We start from the raw sequence: 16,306 nt of genomic DNA, 5'->3' as shown, positions 1-16,306 counted from the left end.
AGTCTCCTCTTGTTTTAATTCGGCGAAGGCGCATGTCGATCACGCGTAAATACACTCTAGCCGAACGATGTAGGATTTGCTGAAGACCCCCGAAAGCCCGCCAGCAGCGGGTTTCGGAGATTTGAAGCGATGTTGTGCGTGTTAAAACTTAATAACGAATTTCGGTCGGTTTATTTTGGTTTTATTTACCGAAATCGGCATCAATGGTTTTTTACAGAATTCAATCGTCGTTTTTCGTCAGGTAATACGCCTGCGCTAATGACACCCAGTACCGAACGCCATCGCCAATGATGTCGTCGTTGAAGTCATAAGCCGGATGATGCAGCCCAACGCCGGTCTCGCCGCGCGGCGCATTGCCGATCAGCACGTAAGCCCCCGGCTTCGCTTCGAGCATGAAACCGAAATCTTCCGACGTCATGTTGGGCGGCACGTCGGCATGCGTCGCCGCATCGCCGAACGCCGTGCGAATGACCTGCTCGCAAAACGCCGTCTCGCGTGCGGTGTTCACCGTCGCGGGGTAGTACTGGAAGAACTCCGTCTCGATCGTCGCCCCGGAGGCTAACGCCAGACCGTCGCCGATACGGCGGATACCGTCTTGCAACTGGTTGAGCACTGCCGACGATAGCGTGCGGATCGTGCCACGCAACTCCGCGGTATCGGGAATCACGTTATCGGTGTCGCCAGCGTGCATCATGCACACGGATACGACCGCCGGCGCGACGGGGTCCTTGTGCCGCGCGGCAAGCGTCTGGCACTGAAGCACCATCGAGCAAGCCAGCGGAATCGGGTCCAGCCCGAGATGCGGCTGCGCAGCGTGGGCCCCTTTGCCGCGAATGGTGATCCGAAAGCGCACACCTGCGGCCATGATCGCGCCCGTGCGCAGGCCGAACTCGCCCGCTGGCAGCGTCGGCCAGTTGTGCATGCCAAAGACGGCCTGCGTCGGAAATCGCTCGAACAGGCCGTCGTCGATCATCTTCTGCGCACCTGCGCCGCCCTCTTCGCCCGGCTGAAAGACGAAGTGCACCGAGCCTGGCAGTTGCGGAAGTTCTCGCAGCACGCGCGCCGCCCCGAGCAGCATCGTGGTGTGGCCATCGTGTCCGCACGCGTGCATCACGCCGTGATGGCACGACGCGTGGTCAAACGTGTTGGCTTCCTGAATCGGCAACGCATCCATGTCGGCGCGTAAGACGATACCGCGCGTGGGGTCTTGCCCCGGCAGACTCGCGACGACGCCTGTGCCCGCCATCCCTCGATCCACGGCGTAACCGAGCGACGTCAGATAGTCGGCCACGATGTCGGCCGTTCGGCGCTCTTCGAAGCGCAATTCGGGATGCGCGTGCAAATCACGGCGCAGCGTGCGCAATTCGTCGCCGCAAAGCGCTAGCAATGCGTCCAGATCGCTGGAGGGCATCATGCTTGAGATTCCTTCTGGGTTGGCTCGTGGTCGAGGTTGGCGAGGGCAAGCAGCATGCCGACGCACGCGTCGGCCACCTCACGCCCTTTGTGGCGAAGATGCTCGTCAAAGAAGCCGTAGTGCTCGTCGTGCGAGTGGAAATGATGCGGCGTCAGCGACATTGAGAACACCGGTACGTCAGTGTCGAGTTGCACGCGCATCAGGCCATCGACGACAGCCTGTGCCACGAACTCGTGGCGATAGATGCCGCCATTCACCACCAGCGCGGCCCCGACGATGGCGTCGTATTGCCCGCTCTGGGCGAGGCGTCTCGCGAACAAGGGGATTTCGAATGCGCCCGGCACGTCGAAATGACGGATCGCGTCGGCGGGTACGCCGAGCTCCGTCATACGAGTCTGAAAGGCGTCGCGCGCGCCGTCGAGCAGATCGGCGTGCCAGCCCGCCTGTACGAAGGCAATGCGGTGAATATCTAGGGAATTCGTCATAGCTTGTCTGTCACGCGAGACGCCCGCACCCGGTGTGACCCGATGGCGCAGGCGTCTCGCTCACTTCATTAGCGCGTCGTCAGGACGCGTCGGCCGACAACTGCGCAGCACCCGCCGAGCGGCGCGTGAGCAACGTCACGACCACCAGCGTCACCACGTTGAACACCAGCGCGACGATGCCGACGTTGAGGTCTTTGAGCGCGTCGGGGAAGAACGGGAACAGCGCGGCCACCGACTTCTTGGTGAGCGACACCCAGCCGACCGTCGCGACGCCGACGATGATGCTGGCGAACGCCGCCGGACGCGTGATCAGGTGCTTGCCGATCAGGCTGGCCAGCAACACCGGGAACAACTGCGTCACCAACGCATAGGCCATCAACAACAGCGCAACGATGGTCTGGCCACCGTTAAGCGTGAACAGCACCGCGAGCGCCATGACAACCGGTGCCAGCCACTTCGCCACACGGGCCACATGCGCATCGCTCGATTGCGGACGCAGCGGACGATAGACGTTGTTCGCGAGCAAGGTAGCCGAGGTCATCAGAATCATCGATCCCGGCACGAGCGCCGTCAGAATCCCGGCCGCCCCGATCACGCCGACGAACCACGGATCGAACGTCTTGAGCGACACCTTGAAGAGCGCCAGATCGATGTCGCCACCCGTCAGGCCCGGCACCGCCAGCACCGCCGAGAAGCCCACGAACAGGATGAACAACAACATCAGTTGGTAGATCGGCAACACGAAGGCGTTACGGCGCAGCACTTCTTCACGCTTGGCCGTGTACGTAGCCATGAACATGTGCGGCCACATGTAGAAGCCCAGCGTCGACAGAATCACCGTCGAGACCATCCACACGGGGCTTTCGCCGACGTCGCGCAGAGCGAGGAAACCGGGCTTGGCCTTTTCGATGGCCGCGAACATGTCGCCCACCCCACCGTAGTAGTGATACGGCAGATAGAGGCCGAGGAACACGGCGACGAACATGACTAGCGCGTCTTTGACGACGGACGTCCACGCCGAGCCATGCACGCCGGACAGCGCAACGTACACCGCCACCACGACAGCACCGATCAGCACGCCCTGATTCGACGAAATGGCCGAATACGACGACACGCTGACGATGATGCCCAGCCCTTTGAGTTGCAGCACGAGGTACGGCACGAGGGCCGCAAAGCCGACGATGGCGACGAGCACGCCCAGTACCGGACTGTCGTATTTCGAGGCGAAGAAGTCGGGCTGCGAAATCAGGTTGCGCTCCTTGGCGTAACGCCAGATCGGCGGCAGCAAGAAGTACGACAGGATGAACGGCAGGCTGCCGTAGCCCAGCAGGTAATACGCGCCTGCGCCGTGTCCGTAGGCATAGCCGCTGCCGCCGAGAAACACGAACGTCGTATAGATTTCGCCCGCCATGAGCAGGAAGACGATGGCCGCGCCAAAGCCGCGACCGCCGACGGTCCACTGCTCCAGACTCATGTCCTTGCCGCGCCGCGCCCGAATGCCGAGGAATAGCGCGAGCGCCACCGCCAGAAAAATAAAGATCAATGCGCTATTCATGCTCAGGCTCCTTCGCCACCGTGATCGGACGACGCGAGTCGCGCCTGATCAGCATAGAAAATGATGGCCATCACGATCGACGTGAGCACTAGCGCCCCAGCCAGCCACGCCAGCAGGAACGGCATGCCGAGCACGTACGGCGTGACGCGATTGACGAAAAACGGACCTACCAAAACCGCCAATACTGGTAGGAGTGCTAATAGATGTATGGACCGCATGTGCGTCTCCTGGTTTGTTCCCGTTTGCTTGTCGTGCCGAACGGCGTATCACGTGAAGTGATCGATGCCGTGCGGCGCGTCACGAATGCGGCGAAGCGTGTCCCGTACGATTCCCCGCGTCGGATCCGTCGCCGGGTTACGCCGGTTCCATCAAGTGAGAGATGCTCTTGACGTGCGTGTAGCACTCAAGCCCCTCGGTGCCGCCTTCTCTGCCGTAGCCGCTGTCTTTCACGCCGCCGAACGGGGTTTCCGAGACGGCCGACACCAGATGGTTGATGGCGAGGTTGCCGACTTCGAGTTCGTCGCCCAGCCGGTAGGCGTTCGCTGCCGAGCGCGTGAAGGCGTAGCCCGCGAGGCCATACGGCACGCTGTTGGCGCGCGCGATGGCATCGTCCAGACTGTCGACCGGCACGATGAGCGAGAGCGGGCCGAAGGGTTCTTCAAGCATGGCGCGCGCGTCGGGCGGCACATCCGCCAGTGCCGTGAACGGGAAGACGTAGCCGGGGCCGTCGTTTCGCTCGCCACCGCACACCACACGTGCACCGCGCGCGACGGCGTCGTCGACCAATGAATGCAGCGCATCCAGACGGCGCTGGTTCACCACGGGGCCGATGTCGCTCGACGACTCCAGCGCGTGCCCTGCACGGATTGCCCCGCCGTGACGCGCGAACGCGCTCACAAAGGCGTCGTAGACCTTGCGATGAACGAAGAAACGCGTAGGTGCCACGCAAACTTGCCCGGCGTTATTGAGTTTGCCTTTGACGCAGGCGAGCGCTGCGGCGTCAGGATCGGCGTCGTCGCACACGATCACCGGCGCGTGGCCACCCAATTCGAGAATGGCCGGTTTCATGTGCTGGGCAGCCAGCCCCGCGAGATGCTTGCCGACCGGCGTCGAGCCAGTGAACGTGATGCCGCGCACGATCGGGCTGGCAATCAGGTGCGACGAGATCGTCGCCGGGTCGCCGAACACGAGGTTGAACACGCCGTCCGGCAGGCCTGCGTCTTGAAACGCCTGCGCCATCAGCACCGCCCCGGCCGGGGTTTCTTCCGCGGCCTTGAGAATGATCGAGCAACCGGCGGCGAGCGCGCCGCCGACCTTGCGGGCGGGCGAGCTCATCGGGAAATTCCACGGCGTGAACGCCGCGATCACCCCTACCGGCTCACGCACCACCGTGTGGCGCATGCCCGGCTCGGCGGGAATCACACGTCCGTACAGGCGCTTGCCTTCGTTGGCGTCCCACGTCATCAGATCGCAGCCACGCAGGACTTCCGCCCGTGCCTGTGCCAGCGTCTTGCCCTGTTCCAGCGAGATAGCGAAGGCGATGCTCTCGACGCGCTCCTTGAGCAAGGCAATCGCGCGCAACATGATCTCGGTGCGCTGCGCGGGCGAAGTGCGCCGCCAAACGCGGAAGCCCTTTTCAGCAGCCGACAGCGCAGCATCGAGGTCTGCGAGCGATGCCGTCGGCACCATGCCGATCGTCGTGCCTTCCGAAGGGTTCGTCACGGGCTGGCCCGGCGCGCTGCGCCACTGACCGCCGATCAGCATCTTGATATCAGGGTAGGAATACATTTCAACGTCTCGAAACAGAAAGGAGAGAACGAAAGAAGACGAAGGCGTGCTATCGCTTGCCGCCGGCCATTCGGCGCGATTCGGGATGCTGGCGCAGCCGCCACATGGCAAGACAGCCCAGCGCCGGTCCAATGGCTAGCATGCCCATGGCACCCGCCCAACCGAGATGGGCCGAGATGACCGGCACCAGCCTGATGCTGGCGAGCGTGAGCAAGAAGCCTGCGCAGGTCTGCGCGGTGAGCAGCGTGCCGACCGACGTCGGGTCCGCCAACTCGGCCACGGCCGCAGAGAACTGCGCCGAATCCGCAATCACCGAGAAGCCCCACACGAACGCCACGCCCACGACGATCGCCAGCGGCGCACCCGGTAGCCAGCCGATGATGGCGGCGCACGTCGCGCTGGTCGCCATCGCGCCAATCGTGACGAGCGTTCTGCCAATGCGGTCGGCGAGCAGCCCCCCGGCCCACGCGCCGACCGCGCCGAACGCGATCACCGCGAACGTCAGCATTTCCGCCTTCTCGTGAAAATCGGCAACGCCGTGCAAGTTCAGCGTGTATTGCAGAAACAGCCCCAGCCACGCCCACATGGCATACAGCTCCCACATGTGGCCGAGGTATCCCAGATTCGCCAGCCGAACCGCAGGGTTGCGCCACGCTTGCGTCACCTTTGAAAAATCGACGCGCACGGCCCGCTTGATGTTCGGACCGATCGCCGCGAAGCCAATGGCGACACCCGAAGCCACCGCCAGCATCGCTGCGGCGAGATACACCCAGCGCCAGTCGAGGTCTTGCCAGCCGCCGATCAGATGCGGGCTGGCAGACCCCAGCGTGAGTGCCGCCACCAGCAGCCCGATCAGCAGCCCGAGGTCGGCTTTCGCCCACGTGGCGACAAGCCGGATGCCCACCGGATACACGCCCGCCATGCACACGCCGGTCAACAGGCGCAGTGCGATCACCAGCGGCCCCGTCGGCGGCAACACCGCCAGAGCGCCAGTGGTGAGCGCCGCCATCAAGGCCGATGCCGCGAAGATCTTGCGCAGGTCGTAACGGTCTGGGAGCGCCAGCGTGGCCGACACGACGGTGCCGATGACGAAGCCAAGCTGCACCGCGCCCGTGAGCATCGCCTCGTCGCCTGACGCAATTGCCTGCGTTCGCTTGATCAGCGCGACAGCCGTTGTCGACGAAAACCAGACGCCCATCGCCGCCACCTGCGCGAGCAGCACGATCGCGAGCGACGCGACCTTGCCGCGCGGTGCGCGATGGTGGCGAGTGGTGGTCACCCAGTCCATGACGCGTCCGTCCTCAGGCGCTGGCCGCTTGCGCGACCATGCCGACACGGTGGAACCCGCGTGCGAAGTAGATCAATCCGTCGAGCGCGCTGCTGGAACGCGCCGCTTTCACTTCGCAGAAGAAGACCGTGTGGGTGCCGACTTCCGTGATCGACGAAACCTCGCAATCGAGCACGCTGACGGCGCCGCGCAAGGCCGGTGCGCCGGTTTCCATCGTGTCCCAGTCGCCGCTGGCAAAGCGGGTCTCGATGGAGAGGTCTTTGGTCGCGAACTGCATGGCGATATCGCGCTGGTCAGCCGAGAGTACGTTCACGCAAAGGCGTGCGTTCTCGCGCATGACGGCATTGTTGCGGCTCGCCCGGTTGATGCACACGAGCAGCGTGGGCGGGTCGTCGGTGACGGCGCACACGGCAGACGCCGTGCAGCCGGCGAGCCCGCCGGGGCCATCGGTGGTAATGACGTTGACGGCAGCACCCAGCCCTGCCATCGCTTCGCGGAAGATCGATTTATCTACCGTGCACTTGTCCATGTCGTTCACCTCGTTCCAAACGTGACAGTTGCGATTCACGGCAGGCTTACTTCGCGCCCGAGCGGTACTGCGCGGCGCTGTGCGTGCTCGGCAGACGGTCGTGACCGAAGAGCTTCTTGCGATACGTACCTTCACCATAGGATGTTTTGTACGCGCCGCGCTCCTGCAACAGCGGCACCACGAGATCGATCACGTCTTCGAAGCACTCCGGCACGACAGTGCGCGACAGGTTGAAGCCGTCGATACCGGTGGCTTCGCTCCACGACATCATCTGGTCGGCGATGCTTTGCGCCGAGCCGACCCACGGCGTCTGGCGGCTGCCGAGCACCATCTGTTCGAGCAGCTTGCGACGGGTCCACTGCGGGCCGGCCGCGCGCGTCATGGCGGTCACGTTCGATACGATCGCCTGGCTCTTGCCCGTGTCGATCGGCTCGTCGATGTCGTACTTGGCGAAGTCGATCCCCAGCGACGCTGCCGCGTGCGCCAGCGCGCCTTCGGAACTCACGTAGCGGCGGTAGTCTTCGAACTTCTCTTTCGCCTCGGCGTCGGTGCGGCCCACGATGGGCGTGGCACCCATGAAGACCTTGACGTCGCTGCCTTGACGGCCATGCGCGACGGCTTGTGCGCGAATCGTGTCGACGATCTCCTTCACGCCGTCCATCTTCTGACCGTTCACGAAAACGCACTCGGCGTGCGTGGCGGCGAACTGGCAGCCGCGCGGCGACGAGCCTGCCTGATAAAGCACCGGCGTGCGTTGCGGCGACGGCGCGCTCAGATGCATGGCGTCGACTTTGTATTGCTTGCCGTGATGGTGAATGACGCGAACCTTCGACGGATCGGCATACACGCCGCCCGCGCGGTCGGCCACCACGGCGTCGTCGTCCCAACTGCCTTCCCACAGTTTGTAGACGAGCGACATGTATTCGTCAGCAAGGTCGTAACGGTCGTCGTGCGCGATCTGGCCTTCGATGCCGATGGCACGCGCCGCGCTGTCGAGATACCCCGTGACGATGTTCCAGCCGATACGCCCGCCCGTCAGGTGATCGAGCGTCGACATGCGGCGCGCGAACAGGAACGGCTGCTCGTACGTGAGGTTGGCCGTGACACCGAAGCCAAGGTGTTGCGTGGCGGCCGCCATGGCCGGGATGAGCATCAGCGGGTCGTTGACGGGCACTTGCACGGCATTGCGCAGAGCGGCGTCGGCGTTGCCGCCATAGACGTCGTACACACCGACGACATCCGCGAAGAACATGCCGTCGAAGAGCCCTTTCTCCAGCTTTTTCGCGTAGTCGGCCCAGTACTGGAGCTCGCCATAGCGCGTGGATTGATCGCGCGGATGCGTCCAGAGACCTTGCTGAATATGACCCACGCAGTTCATCTCGAAAGCGTTCAGCCGAATTTCACGGGGCATGTTGACTCCTTGTCTGCAACAAATTGGAAAGCGGAATCGACAACGGTCGACTCGTCGTTGCCGTTTACTATAGTAGACGTTTGACTACGATCAAAAATGTTTCAGATTGGGGTTAACGCGCAGGTCGATGGAGAAAGACAGTGGTGGTGTGGCAGGTTTGGGCGGGAGTCGGCTTGTATAATTTCGCAACTCGAAACCTTTGGAATCACAGCATGGCGCCCCCGATGGTCGATCCGACACCGGCGATTTCGCATCGCATCCGTATCGAACGCGAGTCTCGCGGCTGGTCGCTGGGCGACCTTGCCGAGCGCTCCGGCGTGTCGAAAGCGATGATCAGCAAGATCGAGCGGGGCGCTGCCTCGCCGACGGCCGCATTGCTGGGCCGTCTGTCAGGGGCGTTCGGCCTGCAACTGTCCATGCTGCTCTCGCTCGCTGAACAGTCGGGAGAACGGTTGAGCCGCGCCGACGAGCAACTCGTCTGGCAAGACCCGGAGACGGGCTATCTGCGCCGTGCGGTGTCGCCGCGCAATGGCGGCATGCTGGAATTGCTGGAAGTCACGCTGCCGCCCGGCGTCAACGTGTCGTATCCGTCGTCGGCGTTCACGTTCCAGCATCAGCAAATCTGGGTGCAGAAAGGCACGCTGATGTTCGACGAGGGCGAACTGACTTATGAGCTTAAGGAAGGCGACTGCCTTCAGCTTGGACCGCCCGCGCCTTGCACCTTCCGTAATCCGGGCAAGCAGCCTTGTGTTTATGTGGTCGCGCTGGTGCGGCGATAACATTACGGCCCACTTACGCTCACCATCGCAGCAGGAGTTTTCATGCGCACCATCGGCCTTATCGGCGGCATGAGTTGGCAATCCAGCGCCGAGTATTACCGCATCATCAACGAAGCCGTTCAGGCCCGACTCGGGCCATTGCGCTCGGCCGAGATGCTGATGTTCAGCGTCGATTTCGGTCCTATCGAGCGCGCCCAGCATGAGGGGCGTTGGGACGATGCGGGCGTACTGCTTCAACAGGCAGCGAAACGCCTTGAAGCCGGTGGTGCCGAGTGTGTGGTGCTCTGCACGAACACGATGCACAAGCTGGCGAGCTTCATCGAGGACGCGGTTGCTATCCCGCTGCTGCACGTCGCTGACCCGGTTGGCGAGGCTGCCAAAGCCCATGGCATCACTTGCGTTGGGCTGCTCGGAACCGCCTTCACGATGGAGCAGGACTTCATCAAATCGCGGCTGCGTGAGAAGTTCGGTCTGGATGTGCTCGTCCCGGATGCCGCCGATCGTGAGGTGGTCCACCGCGTGATCTACGACGAGCTGTGTGTCGGCATCGTCAAGGACACGTCGCTTGCGGCATATCAGGACGTGATGGCGCGGCTAGTCTCACGCGGCGCACAAGCCATCGTCCTCGGCTGCACCGAAATTTCCTTGCTGGTGAAGCCCGAGGACAACGACTTGCTGCTGCTCGATACGACCGCCTTACACGCTAGTGCTGCGGTGGAGTTTGCGCTGCGAACGCAACCACAGTAACTGCACGACAGCGCCAACCACGAAGATGCCCAGCCACGCCGCAAGCGCGCCGCGCACTAGCGGCGACTCCGGGCCGCTGGCGAGCGGATGGCTGACCGGCAAGCGGGTGAGTGTCTCGTTGATGCCCGGCACCAGCAACAAGAAGAAGCTGAACGCGAACGCCAGTTGCGACAGATAAGGCCGTGCGCGACCAAGGAATCCGATATTCGGAATGACCAGCCCGCCCAGCGTCGCGAGCAAAGCCAAAATGCCCAGCGCATGACCGGCATTGAAACCGCCTGTGCTCGATAGGCCAAACGACGTCAACACCGAGATCAACATCCCGGCCAGATACAGCTTGCCCGAGCGGCTGGCGCTTTCGATGCGCTGATACCGGACGAAGCTGACCAGCCCCGCCACGAATGTCACAAGACTGATGGCGGTATGACCCGCGCCCAAGGTAGAGATGGGATGAGGCATGGCAAGAAACTCCCGCTAAGTAGCGATGATCGAAATAACAACCAACTAGTTGGTTGGTTTGTTGCATCAAAAATCGGGCGCCGTAGCGCCCTTCCTTCCTGGCACGCCCGAACGATACTCAGTCCGTCGCGCTCAAGCGGCGGATCGCCGCTTGCGAAATTGTCTGAAATGCCTCTGCGTTGCCCAACGCACGCGCCGTCAACATGGCGCCGTGCACCGTGGACATCAACGTCTGCGCTTCCACCTGTGCGCTATCGCGTAATTTGAACTGCCCTTTCGCCACGCCAGCGGCGAGCACCGTTGCGAGCCACGCGGTCAGGCTGTCGAAGTAGCCGCGCACCTCGTCCGCAATCTCTTTCGGGATCATGGGCAGCTCGGCGGCGAGCATGGCGCATATACACATCGGCATTGAACCGTCACGAATGCATTGCGCCCAGTAATCGGTATAAGCGTTCAGGCGGGCCGTGGGGTCTGCGACGTGCTGATCCAGCGCCGCCAGTCCCTCACTGGCTTGCTCCCGGTGCCGTTTGACGACAGTGAGCACCAGTTCGGCCTTGCTCGGGAAATGGTGATGGATGCTCGCCTTGCCGATGTTCACGCGCTCGGATAAATCGGCGTAGCTGAAGCCGTGATATCCCCCTGCCGCCAACAATTGTTTGGTGTGATCGGCAATTTCGGTGGCACGCGGCGACAACGTTACGGTCATAGTCCTTAGCTCGATTCGGGCCAACGGGGCTCGGCACGCAATCTCCGAACCCACCATCGACGCCGATGAAAACATTCAATGGCAGCCAATCTACTAGTTGGTTGGTTAAATGTCAAATCGGCTTCAAACCTGCCGCACCCCGCCTCGCTTCACGGCAACTGTATCGACATTTGTGCCTAGAATTTCAGTCGACGCTTAACGATCGGCCACACCAACCTCTGGAGGCAGTTCATGACCGCAGCGCAAAAACCCCTCGTGATCATCACCGGCGCCAGTTCCGGCATCGGTATGACGACCGCTCGCCTGTTTTCGTCTCACGGCCACCCGCTGCTGTTGCTGGCGCGTCGCCTGGAAAAAATGCAGGCACTCGATCTGCCGAACATGATGACGCGATCGGTGGACGTCACCGACCGGGACGCGTTGGTTGCCGCGGTGCGCGAAGCAGAACAGCAGTTCGGCCCCGCAGACGCCATCATCAACAATGCGGGCATGATGTTGCTCGGCGACATCACGCGGCAAGACCCCGCCGAATGGGATCGCATGATCGACGTCAACATCAAGGGCGTGCTCAACGGGGTGCACGCCGTTGCTGCTGGCATGGTGCAGCGCCAGCGCGGCACCATCGTCAACATCAGCTCGGTGGCCGGGCGCAAGACGTTCCCCAACCATGTCGCTTACGTCGGCACTAAGTTCGCAGTTCACGGATTGTCGGAAAACCTGCGCGAGGAACTCTCGGCGCATAACGTGCGCGTGGTGACGATTGCCCCGGGTGCGGTCGAGACCGATCTGCTCAGCCACACGACCGACGAGAGCATCAAGACGGGCTACGAAGCGTGGAAGTCGGAGATGGGCGGCAAGGTTCTGACGGCGGACGACGTGGCCAATGCCATCTATTACGCCTACGCCCAGCCGCCAGGCGTTTGCATTCGCGAAATCGTGCTGGCGGCGACGCGTCAGCACGCGTAGTCGCCCCTCGCAAGGCGGGCGGCCGGTGTCGTCACATCTCGTCGACGGCCGTCGCCGCCGTGGGCTGCCCGTCGCGTTGCTCCAGCGAGAATCGATTGCGCGTGTCGACGTAGAAGCTCGCACCGAAGCGGCCAACAGGGAAGTAGTTCTGCAAGCGCACGCGCCAATGCTGCGTATCGATCAACTCGTCGCGGGCGTGCATGCGCTCGACACGGCCAATGAAGATGTGACGGCTCGGTGTCTCCAGCGTTTCCCACAAGGTGCATTCGAACGCAACCGGGGCTTCGGCAATGCGCGGCGGCGCGACAAGGCTGCTCGCTACCGGCGTGAGTCCTGCGTGCACCAACTCGCTCTCGGTCGGCGGCAGACTGTCTCCGCACGCGTGCATGCGCGCCGCCATCGCCTCGTCGGTCAGATGCACGACGTACTCCCGGTCGCGCAGGATGTTCGTCGCGGTGTCCTTCAGCGAGTCGTCGTCGCGCCGGTTGATCGATAGCATCACAATCGGCGGCTCTTCGCCGAGCATGTTGAACATCGAGAACGGCGCCGCATTGACGGTGCCGCCATCGCTGATCGTGGTCACGAGCGCGATCGGACGCGGCACGATCAGACTGGCCATCAGTTTGTATCGCTGATACGCCGTGATTTCACGGAAGTCGATTTCCATGCGATGTCCTCAGGCGCGTTTGCGGCTAGTGCGCTTGGCAGGCGCTACAGACGCGGCAGGCGGTTCGTCGTCCCCGGCAAGCGACACTTCCGGCACCTCCGGCAAACCCAGCAACGACGCCAGACTCTTTTGTCCTCGCATGCGGGTCGTCTCGATGCGGCGCTCAAGTTCCTCGAGATGCGACTGCATGCGGGCGATAGCCCCCGCGGCGTCGCGCGCTTCGATGCAGGCCACAATGGCCGCATGCTCGTCGTGTTCGCACGGCGCGTAACCCGGCGGCTCGTACAAGCCCACGATGAGCGAACACCGCGAAATCAATTCAGTGAGATAGCGCAACAGCACCGCATTGCCCGCAAGCGCGGCAACACGCAGGTGGAAGTCGCTCGCCAGCCGTGCCCACGACGGCTGATCGAAACGGTGCATGGCTTCGTGCTCGGCATCGAGTTGGCGGCGCAGCATGGCGAGATCGTCTTCGGTCACGCGCGACACGGCAAGCTCCACGAGCGAACGCTCCAACGCACGCCGGGCTTCGAAAATCTCGCGGGTTTCCTCCGGCGTCGGCTCGGCGATGACAGCGCCTTTGTTCGGCCTGAGCGTCACGATGCCGTCGTGCGCTAGACGCTCCAGCACGCGCCGCACCACCGCGCGTCCCACATCGAACAATTGGCAGAGTTCCGGCTCGGGCAGCTTGGTGCCGGGGGTAAGCCGATGCGCGAGCACGCCATCGACGATGGTGCGGTAGATCTGAGTCTCGATGCGCGTCTCGGCACTCTGCTCGTCGTCGTTCGCGACGGGCGAGTGCAACGAGAGCAGGCGGGATTCGGTTTCGTTTCCGTCCGAGGCGGCATTAGCGGCATGAGCGGCAGGACGGCGCGCACGGGCGGCGGGCTTGTCGGCTGGCATAGGGGGCAATGGCAATAGGGTCGAAGATTCGCAATCCGGGCAATACGGCTTGAGCGTCATGATGCGTTCATCCCATGACAGCGCCGGGCTCGGCAACGCTAACCGCCGCCACGTGCGCGGCGATATCGCCGGGCGTGGCCAGCCAAATCTCGCCGCGCTGCGCCGCTTGGGCAATCGGTGTGAGCACCCGTCGCAAATGCCGCAGGCGATACGGCTGCCCAACGAGATACGGATGCAGCGCAATCCCCATCACGAGCGGCTGCCCACGCGTGGGATGTTCGGCCTGAGCGTACATCTCGTCGAAATTGTCGGCAATCACGTCGGCGAACGCTGCGCCGTCCATCTGGCGCCCGACGATCATCGGAATATCGTTCACCTCCTGCGGATAAGGCACCGACCACAGCGTGCCGTGCGCGGTACGCATGCGCACCGGGCGGTCGTCGTGACACCAGTTCAATGTGTAGCGATAGCCGGTGCGCACGAGAAGATCCGGTGTGTGATGTGTCTCGGAAATCCACGGCGAAAGCCATCCGGTCGGCGTGTAGCCGGTCATCTCCGTCAGGCGGGAACGGCAATGCGCGAGCAGATCGCGCTCGTGCGCGGGCTCGAAATCGCTTTGCCGATGCGCATTCGTATGGCCATGGCCGATCAGCTCATCGCCACGCTCCACGCAAGCGCGCACGAGCTCGGGACAGTGATCGAGCAGCGACGTATTGAGCACCACGCCAGCCCGCATCGCCAGATCGCCAAACAGATCGAGACAGCGCCACGCGCCCACGCGGTTTCCGTATTCGCGCCAACTGTAGTTGAGCACGTCGGGCTGTGGCGAGAGGGGACCGAGATTCGCCCCCAGCCCTTCCCCGAAAGCAAAGTGCTCCAGATTGAAGCCGAGATACACCGCCAGACGCGCGCCGTTGGGCCAGCGATAGGTGTCGCGCGCCGTAATCGGCAAATAGTCGAAGCGCTCGTGCGAGCGAAGCGGGCCGAAGCGCATGTCACCAGTCGTGGGCGCATCGGGTTGCGAGGGTAGAGAAAGAGGCAGAGCAGAAGTCATCGTGTGTCGTCTTGAAACATTCGCGCACCGCCGCAGTGCGGGCGCGTTCCGAGTTGGCGCAAAGCGCATCGTCAACGAACGTCCTACGCAATCGTTCGCAATTTCAATGCCAGATCGTCAACACGTTGGTATTCCTATCGTTCGGCGTCGCAGTATCGAAATGTCGACGAGGTGGCATGCCTCTTGCGTACGGCGGAGACATCGTGGGCCGCACCCGATGTTGGGGCGCCCGCCCTTCCCGCTTCGCTTCTGATGCTTCCTCTCGGAGATTGCTCATGTCTGCTTCGTCTGCCTCAGCTCGTCACAACGCCGTCAGCCCCTGCTCGTCGACGCCCTCCCGCCGCCGCTGGCTTCGTGCGAGCGCGCTCGCCATCGCTGCGGCCGGTATGTCGTTTGCCAGCGTCGCGAGCTACGCCGCGGACACGGTCAAGATCGGCCTCGTCACGGCGCTCTCGGGACAGTCGGCACGTGCCGGAGAAGCGCTCACGCGCGGCATGACCATCGCCATCGACGAGATCAACGCGAGTGGCGGCGTACTCGGCGGGCGCAAGCTCGAACTGGTCCGGCGCGACGACGAAGGCAACCCGGCCAAGGGTGTGCTCGCGGCGCGCGAATTGATCTACAAAGACAAAGTGGCCGTGCTCTTCGGCGGTCTCGATACGCCGGTCTCGATGGCCATCGTCCCTATCGCCAATCAGGAGAAAGTGCCGTTCATGGGACCGTGGGCGGCTGGTACGCCGATTACCCACAACGGTGCCAATCCGAACTTCGTGTTCCGGGTGTCGGCGGTGGATGAAATCGTCGACGGCGCGATGGTGAACTACGCGCAGCAGACCTTCGGCGCGAAGAAACTTGGCCTGATTCTCGTGAACAACCCGTGGGGCGAATCGAACGAGAAAGGCATCGTGGCAGCGCTTGCGGCAAAGGGCATGAAGCCCGCCGCCGTCGAGAAGTTCGAGGCGAACGACGTGGACGTGACGCCGCAACTCGGACGCCTGAAGGCAGCGGGGGCAGACACGCTGCTGATGGTCGGCAACGTCGGGCCGTCGGCACAGGTTGTGAAGTCGCTCGACCGCATGGGCTGGAAGGTACCCATCGTCTCGCACTGGGGCCCGGCAGGCGGGCGCTTCACCGAACTCGCAGGCCCGAACGCCAAGACCGTGCATTTCGTGCAGACGTATAGCTTCTTCGGCGCGACGTCGCCAGTGAGCACGCGTGTCGTCGCCGCGCTCAAGGCGAAGTATCCGGACATCAAGGGACCGGACGACATTACCCCGGCCGTCGGTGTCGCCAACGCCTACGACGCCATGCGTCTCACGGCGCTCGCGATCGATCGCGCTGGGTCGACCAACGGCGACGCCATCCGTACTGGCTTCTACAAAATCGATCGCTACGAAGGGCTCATCAAGACGTATGTGAAGCCGTTCAGCGAAGCGCAACACGACGCCCTCTCGGCACAGGACTATGTGTGGGCGCAGTTCATCGACAACCGCATCGTGCCGGTGGCACCCGCTGGCGCGAAGGTCGCAGCGAAGTAGTTCTCGCAACCGACGGC

Annotated in this window: 17 protein-coding genes; 4 read left to right on the top strand and 13 right to left on the bottom strand. The window is 63.1% G+C overall.

What is annotated here, in order from left to right; all coding sequences use genetic code 11:
- Window positions 1–220: 220 nt before the first annotated feature.
- The 8 genes from PPN31114_RS24175 to PPN31114_RS24140 all read right to left on the bottom strand — a co-directional run bounded on the left by PPN31114_RS24175 (window position 221) and on the right by PPN31114_RS24140 (window position 8,470).
- A complete protein-coding gene (locus PPN31114_RS24175; RefSeq protein ID WP_150682078.1) occupies window positions 221–1,414 on the bottom strand; it encodes a M20 aminoacylase family protein in 1,194 nt (397 codons plus the stop codon).
- Window positions 1,411–1,899, bottom strand: coding sequence for a 6,7-dimethyl-8-ribityllumazine synthase (locus tag PPN31114_RS24170; RefSeq protein ID WP_150682077.1), 489 nt, complete (start codon window positions 1,897–1,899; stop codon window positions 1,411–1,413). The genes PPN31114_RS24175 and PPN31114_RS24170 overlap by 4 nt, the downstream gene beginning before the upstream one ends.
- Before the next feature lie 79 nt (window positions 1,900–1,978).
- The gene (locus PPN31114_RS24165; protein WP_150682076.1) at window positions 1,979–3,454 is read right to left on the bottom strand and encodes a sodium:solute symporter family protein; all 1,476 of its coding nucleotides are present in this window, start codon (window positions 3,452–3,454) and stop codon (window positions 1,979–1,981) included.
- A 2-nt stretch (window positions 3,455–3,456) separates the two neighbouring features.
- Entirely contained in the window at window positions 3,457–3,672 is a 216-nt protein-coding gene (locus PPN31114_RS24160) for a DUF3311 domain-containing protein (RefSeq protein ID WP_150682075.1), read from the bottom strand.
- A gap of 136 nt (window positions 3,673–3,808) precedes the next feature.
- On the bottom strand, window positions 3,809–5,242 hold the full coding sequence (locus PPN31114_RS24155) for an NAD-dependent succinate-semialdehyde dehydrogenase (protein ID WP_150682074.1): 1,434 nt from the start codon (window positions 5,240–5,242) through the stop codon (window positions 3,809–3,811).
- Between the two features lie 49 nt (window positions 5,243–5,291).
- Entirely contained in the window at window positions 5,292–6,530 is a 1,239-nt protein-coding gene (locus PPN31114_RS24150) for an MFS transporter (protein ID WP_150682073.1), read from the bottom strand.
- A 13-nt stretch (window positions 6,531–6,543) separates the two neighbouring features.
- Window positions 6,544–7,059 (bottom strand): flavin reductase, encoded by a 516-nt coding sequence (locus PPN31114_RS24145; protein ID WP_150682072.1) that lies wholly within the window; start codon window positions 7,057–7,059, stop codon window positions 6,544–6,546.
- Window positions 7,060–7,105: 46 nt separating this feature from the next.
- Window positions 7,106–8,470 carry an LLM class flavin-dependent oxidoreductase gene (locus tag PPN31114_RS24140; RefSeq protein WP_150682071.1) on the bottom strand — a complete coding sequence of 455 codons (1,365 nt, stop codon included), beginning with the start codon at window positions 8,468–8,470 and terminating at the stop codon, window positions 7,106–7,108.
- Window positions 8,471–8,682: 212 nt separating this feature from the next.
- On the opposite strand from PPN31114_RS24140, the gene PPN31114_RS24135 reads away from it, so the two are divergent.
- Together PPN31114_RS24135 and PPN31114_RS24130 are read left to right on the top strand one after the other, a co-directional pair.
- Window positions 8,683–9,249, top strand: a complete 567-nt coding sequence (locus tag PPN31114_RS24135; protein WP_150682070.1) for a helix-turn-helix domain-containing protein — start codon at window positions 8,683–8,685, stop codon at window positions 9,247–9,249.
- A gap of 42 nt (window positions 9,250–9,291) precedes the next feature.
- A complete protein-coding gene (locus tag PPN31114_RS24130; RefSeq protein ID WP_150682069.1) occupies window positions 9,292–9,996 on the top strand; it encodes an aspartate/glutamate racemase family protein in 705 nt (234 codons plus the stop codon).
- On the opposite strand, the gene PPN31114_RS24125 is transcribed toward PPN31114_RS24130, so the two are convergent.
- Complete coding sequence (locus PPN31114_RS24125) at window positions 9,946–10,455, bottom strand: hypothetical protein (protein ID WP_150682068.1); 510 nt, start codon at window positions 10,453–10,455, stop codon at window positions 9,946–9,948. The genes PPN31114_RS24130 and PPN31114_RS24125 overlap by 51 nt on opposite strands.
- Window positions 10,456–10,573: 118 nt before the next feature.
- Window positions 10,574–11,161 (bottom strand): TetR/AcrR family transcriptional regulator, encoded by a 588-nt coding sequence (locus PPN31114_RS24120; protein WP_150682067.1) that lies wholly within the window; start codon window positions 11,159–11,161, stop codon window positions 10,574–10,576.
- Between the two features lie 231 nt (window positions 11,162–11,392).
- Here PPN31114_RS24120 and PPN31114_RS24115 point away from each other — a divergent pair, with 231 nt between their 5' ends.
- On the top strand, window positions 11,393–12,127 hold the full coding sequence (locus PPN31114_RS24115; RefSeq protein WP_150682066.1) for an SDR family oxidoreductase: 735 nt from the start codon (window positions 11,393–11,395) through the stop codon (window positions 12,125–12,127).
- A 31-nt stretch (window positions 12,128–12,158) separates the two neighbouring features.
- Here PPN31114_RS24115 and PPN31114_RS24110 read toward each other — a convergent pair whose 3' ends face one another.
- The 3 genes from PPN31114_RS24110 to PPN31114_RS24100 all read right to left on the bottom strand — a co-directional run bounded on the left by PPN31114_RS24110 (window position 12,159) and on the right by PPN31114_RS24100 (window position 14,691).
- The gene (locus PPN31114_RS24110; RefSeq protein ID WP_150682065.1) at window positions 12,159–12,794 is read right to left on the bottom strand and encodes a flavin reductase family protein; all 636 of its coding nucleotides are present in this window, start codon (window positions 12,792–12,794) and stop codon (window positions 12,159–12,161) included.
- Between the two features lie 9 nt (window positions 12,795–12,803).
- Window positions 12,804–13,697: a GntR family transcriptional regulator gene (locus tag PPN31114_RS24105; protein WP_150682064.1), complete on the bottom strand. Its 894-nt coding sequence runs from the start codon at window positions 13,695–13,697 to the stop codon at window positions 12,804–12,806.
- Between the two features lie 67 nt (window positions 13,698–13,764).
- On the bottom strand, window positions 13,765–14,691 hold the full coding sequence (locus PPN31114_RS24100; RefSeq protein ID WP_246182736.1) for a polysaccharide deacetylase family protein: 927 nt from the start codon (window positions 14,689–14,691) through the stop codon (window positions 13,765–13,767).
- Between the two features lie 446 nt (window positions 14,692–15,137).
- Here PPN31114_RS24100 and PPN31114_RS24095 point away from each other — a divergent pair, with 446 nt between their 5' ends.
- A complete protein-coding gene (locus PPN31114_RS24095; protein ID WP_150682190.1) occupies window positions 15,138–16,289 on the top strand; it encodes an ABC transporter substrate-binding protein in 1,152 nt (383 codons plus the stop codon).
- Window positions 16,290–16,306: the final 17 nt, after the last annotated feature.

Origin of the sequence: Pandoraea pneumonica, from assembly GCF_902459645.1 — a bacterium.
GTDB lineage: Bacteria > Pseudomonadota > Gammaproteobacteria > Burkholderiales > Burkholderiaceae > Pandoraea > Pandoraea pneumonica.
Note: the sequence above shows the minus strand (reverse complement) of the source record. Positions and strands in the feature narration are given on the sequence as shown.

Coding starts and splice junctions, on each gene's coding strand:
- PPN31114_RS24175 (WP_150682078.1), bottom strand. CDS start 1,414: ATGATGCCCTCCAGCGATCTGGACGCATTGCTAGCGCTTTGCGGCGAC.
- PPN31114_RS24170 (WP_150682077.1), bottom strand. CDS start 1,899: ATGACGAATTCCCTAGATATTCACCGCATTGCCTTCGTACAGGCGGGC.
- PPN31114_RS24165 (WP_150682076.1), bottom strand. CDS start 3,454: ATGAATAGCGCATTGATCTTTATTTTTCTGGCGGTGGCGCTCGCGCTA.
- PPN31114_RS24160 (WP_150682075.1), bottom strand. CDS start 3,672: ATGCGGTCCATACATCTATTAGCACTCCTACCAGTATTGGCGGTTTTG.
- PPN31114_RS24155 (WP_150682074.1), bottom strand. CDS start 5,242: ATGTATTCCTACCCTGATATCAAGATGCTGATCGGCGGTCAGTGGCGC.
- PPN31114_RS24150 (WP_150682073.1), bottom strand. CDS start 6,530: ATGGACTGGGTGACCACCACTCGCCACCATCGCGCACCGCGCGGCAAG.
- PPN31114_RS24145 (WP_150682072.1), bottom strand. CDS start 7,059: ATGGACAAGTGCACGGTAGATAAATCGATCTTCCGCGAAGCGATGGCA.
- PPN31114_RS24140 (WP_150682071.1), bottom strand. CDS start 8,470: ATGCCCCGTGAAATTCGGCTGAACGCTTTCGAGATGAACTGCGTGGGT.
- PPN31114_RS24135 (WP_150682070.1), top strand. CDS start 8,683: ATGGCGCCCCCGATGGTCGATCCGACACCGGCGATTTCGCATCGCATC.
- PPN31114_RS24130 (WP_150682069.1), top strand. CDS start 9,292: ATGCGCACCATCGGCCTTATCGGCGGCATGAGTTGGCAATCCAGCGCC.
- PPN31114_RS24125 (WP_150682068.1), bottom strand. CDS start 10,455: ATGCCTCATCCCATCTCTACCTTGGGCGCGGGTCATACCGCCATCAGT.
- PPN31114_RS24120 (WP_150682067.1), bottom strand. CDS start 11,161: ATGACCGTAACGTTGTCGCCGCGTGCCACCGAAATTGCCGATCACACC.
- PPN31114_RS24115 (WP_150682066.1), top strand. CDS start 11,393: ATGACCGCAGCGCAAAAACCCCTCGTGATCATCACCGGCGCCAGTTCC.
- PPN31114_RS24110 (WP_150682065.1), bottom strand. CDS start 12,794: ATGGAAATCGACTTCCGTGAAATCACGGCGTATCAGCGATACAAACTG.
- PPN31114_RS24105 (WP_150682064.1), bottom strand. CDS start 13,697: ATGCCAGCCGACAAGCCCGCCGCCCGTGCGCGCCGTCCTGCCGCTCAT.
- PPN31114_RS24100 (WP_246182736.1), bottom strand. CDS start 14,691: ATGCGCTTCGGCCCGCTTCGCTCGCACGAGCGCTTCGACTATTTGCCG.
- PPN31114_RS24095 (WP_150682190.1), top strand. CDS start 15,138: ATGTCGTTTGCCAGCGTCGCGAGCTACGCCGCGGACACGGTCAAGATC.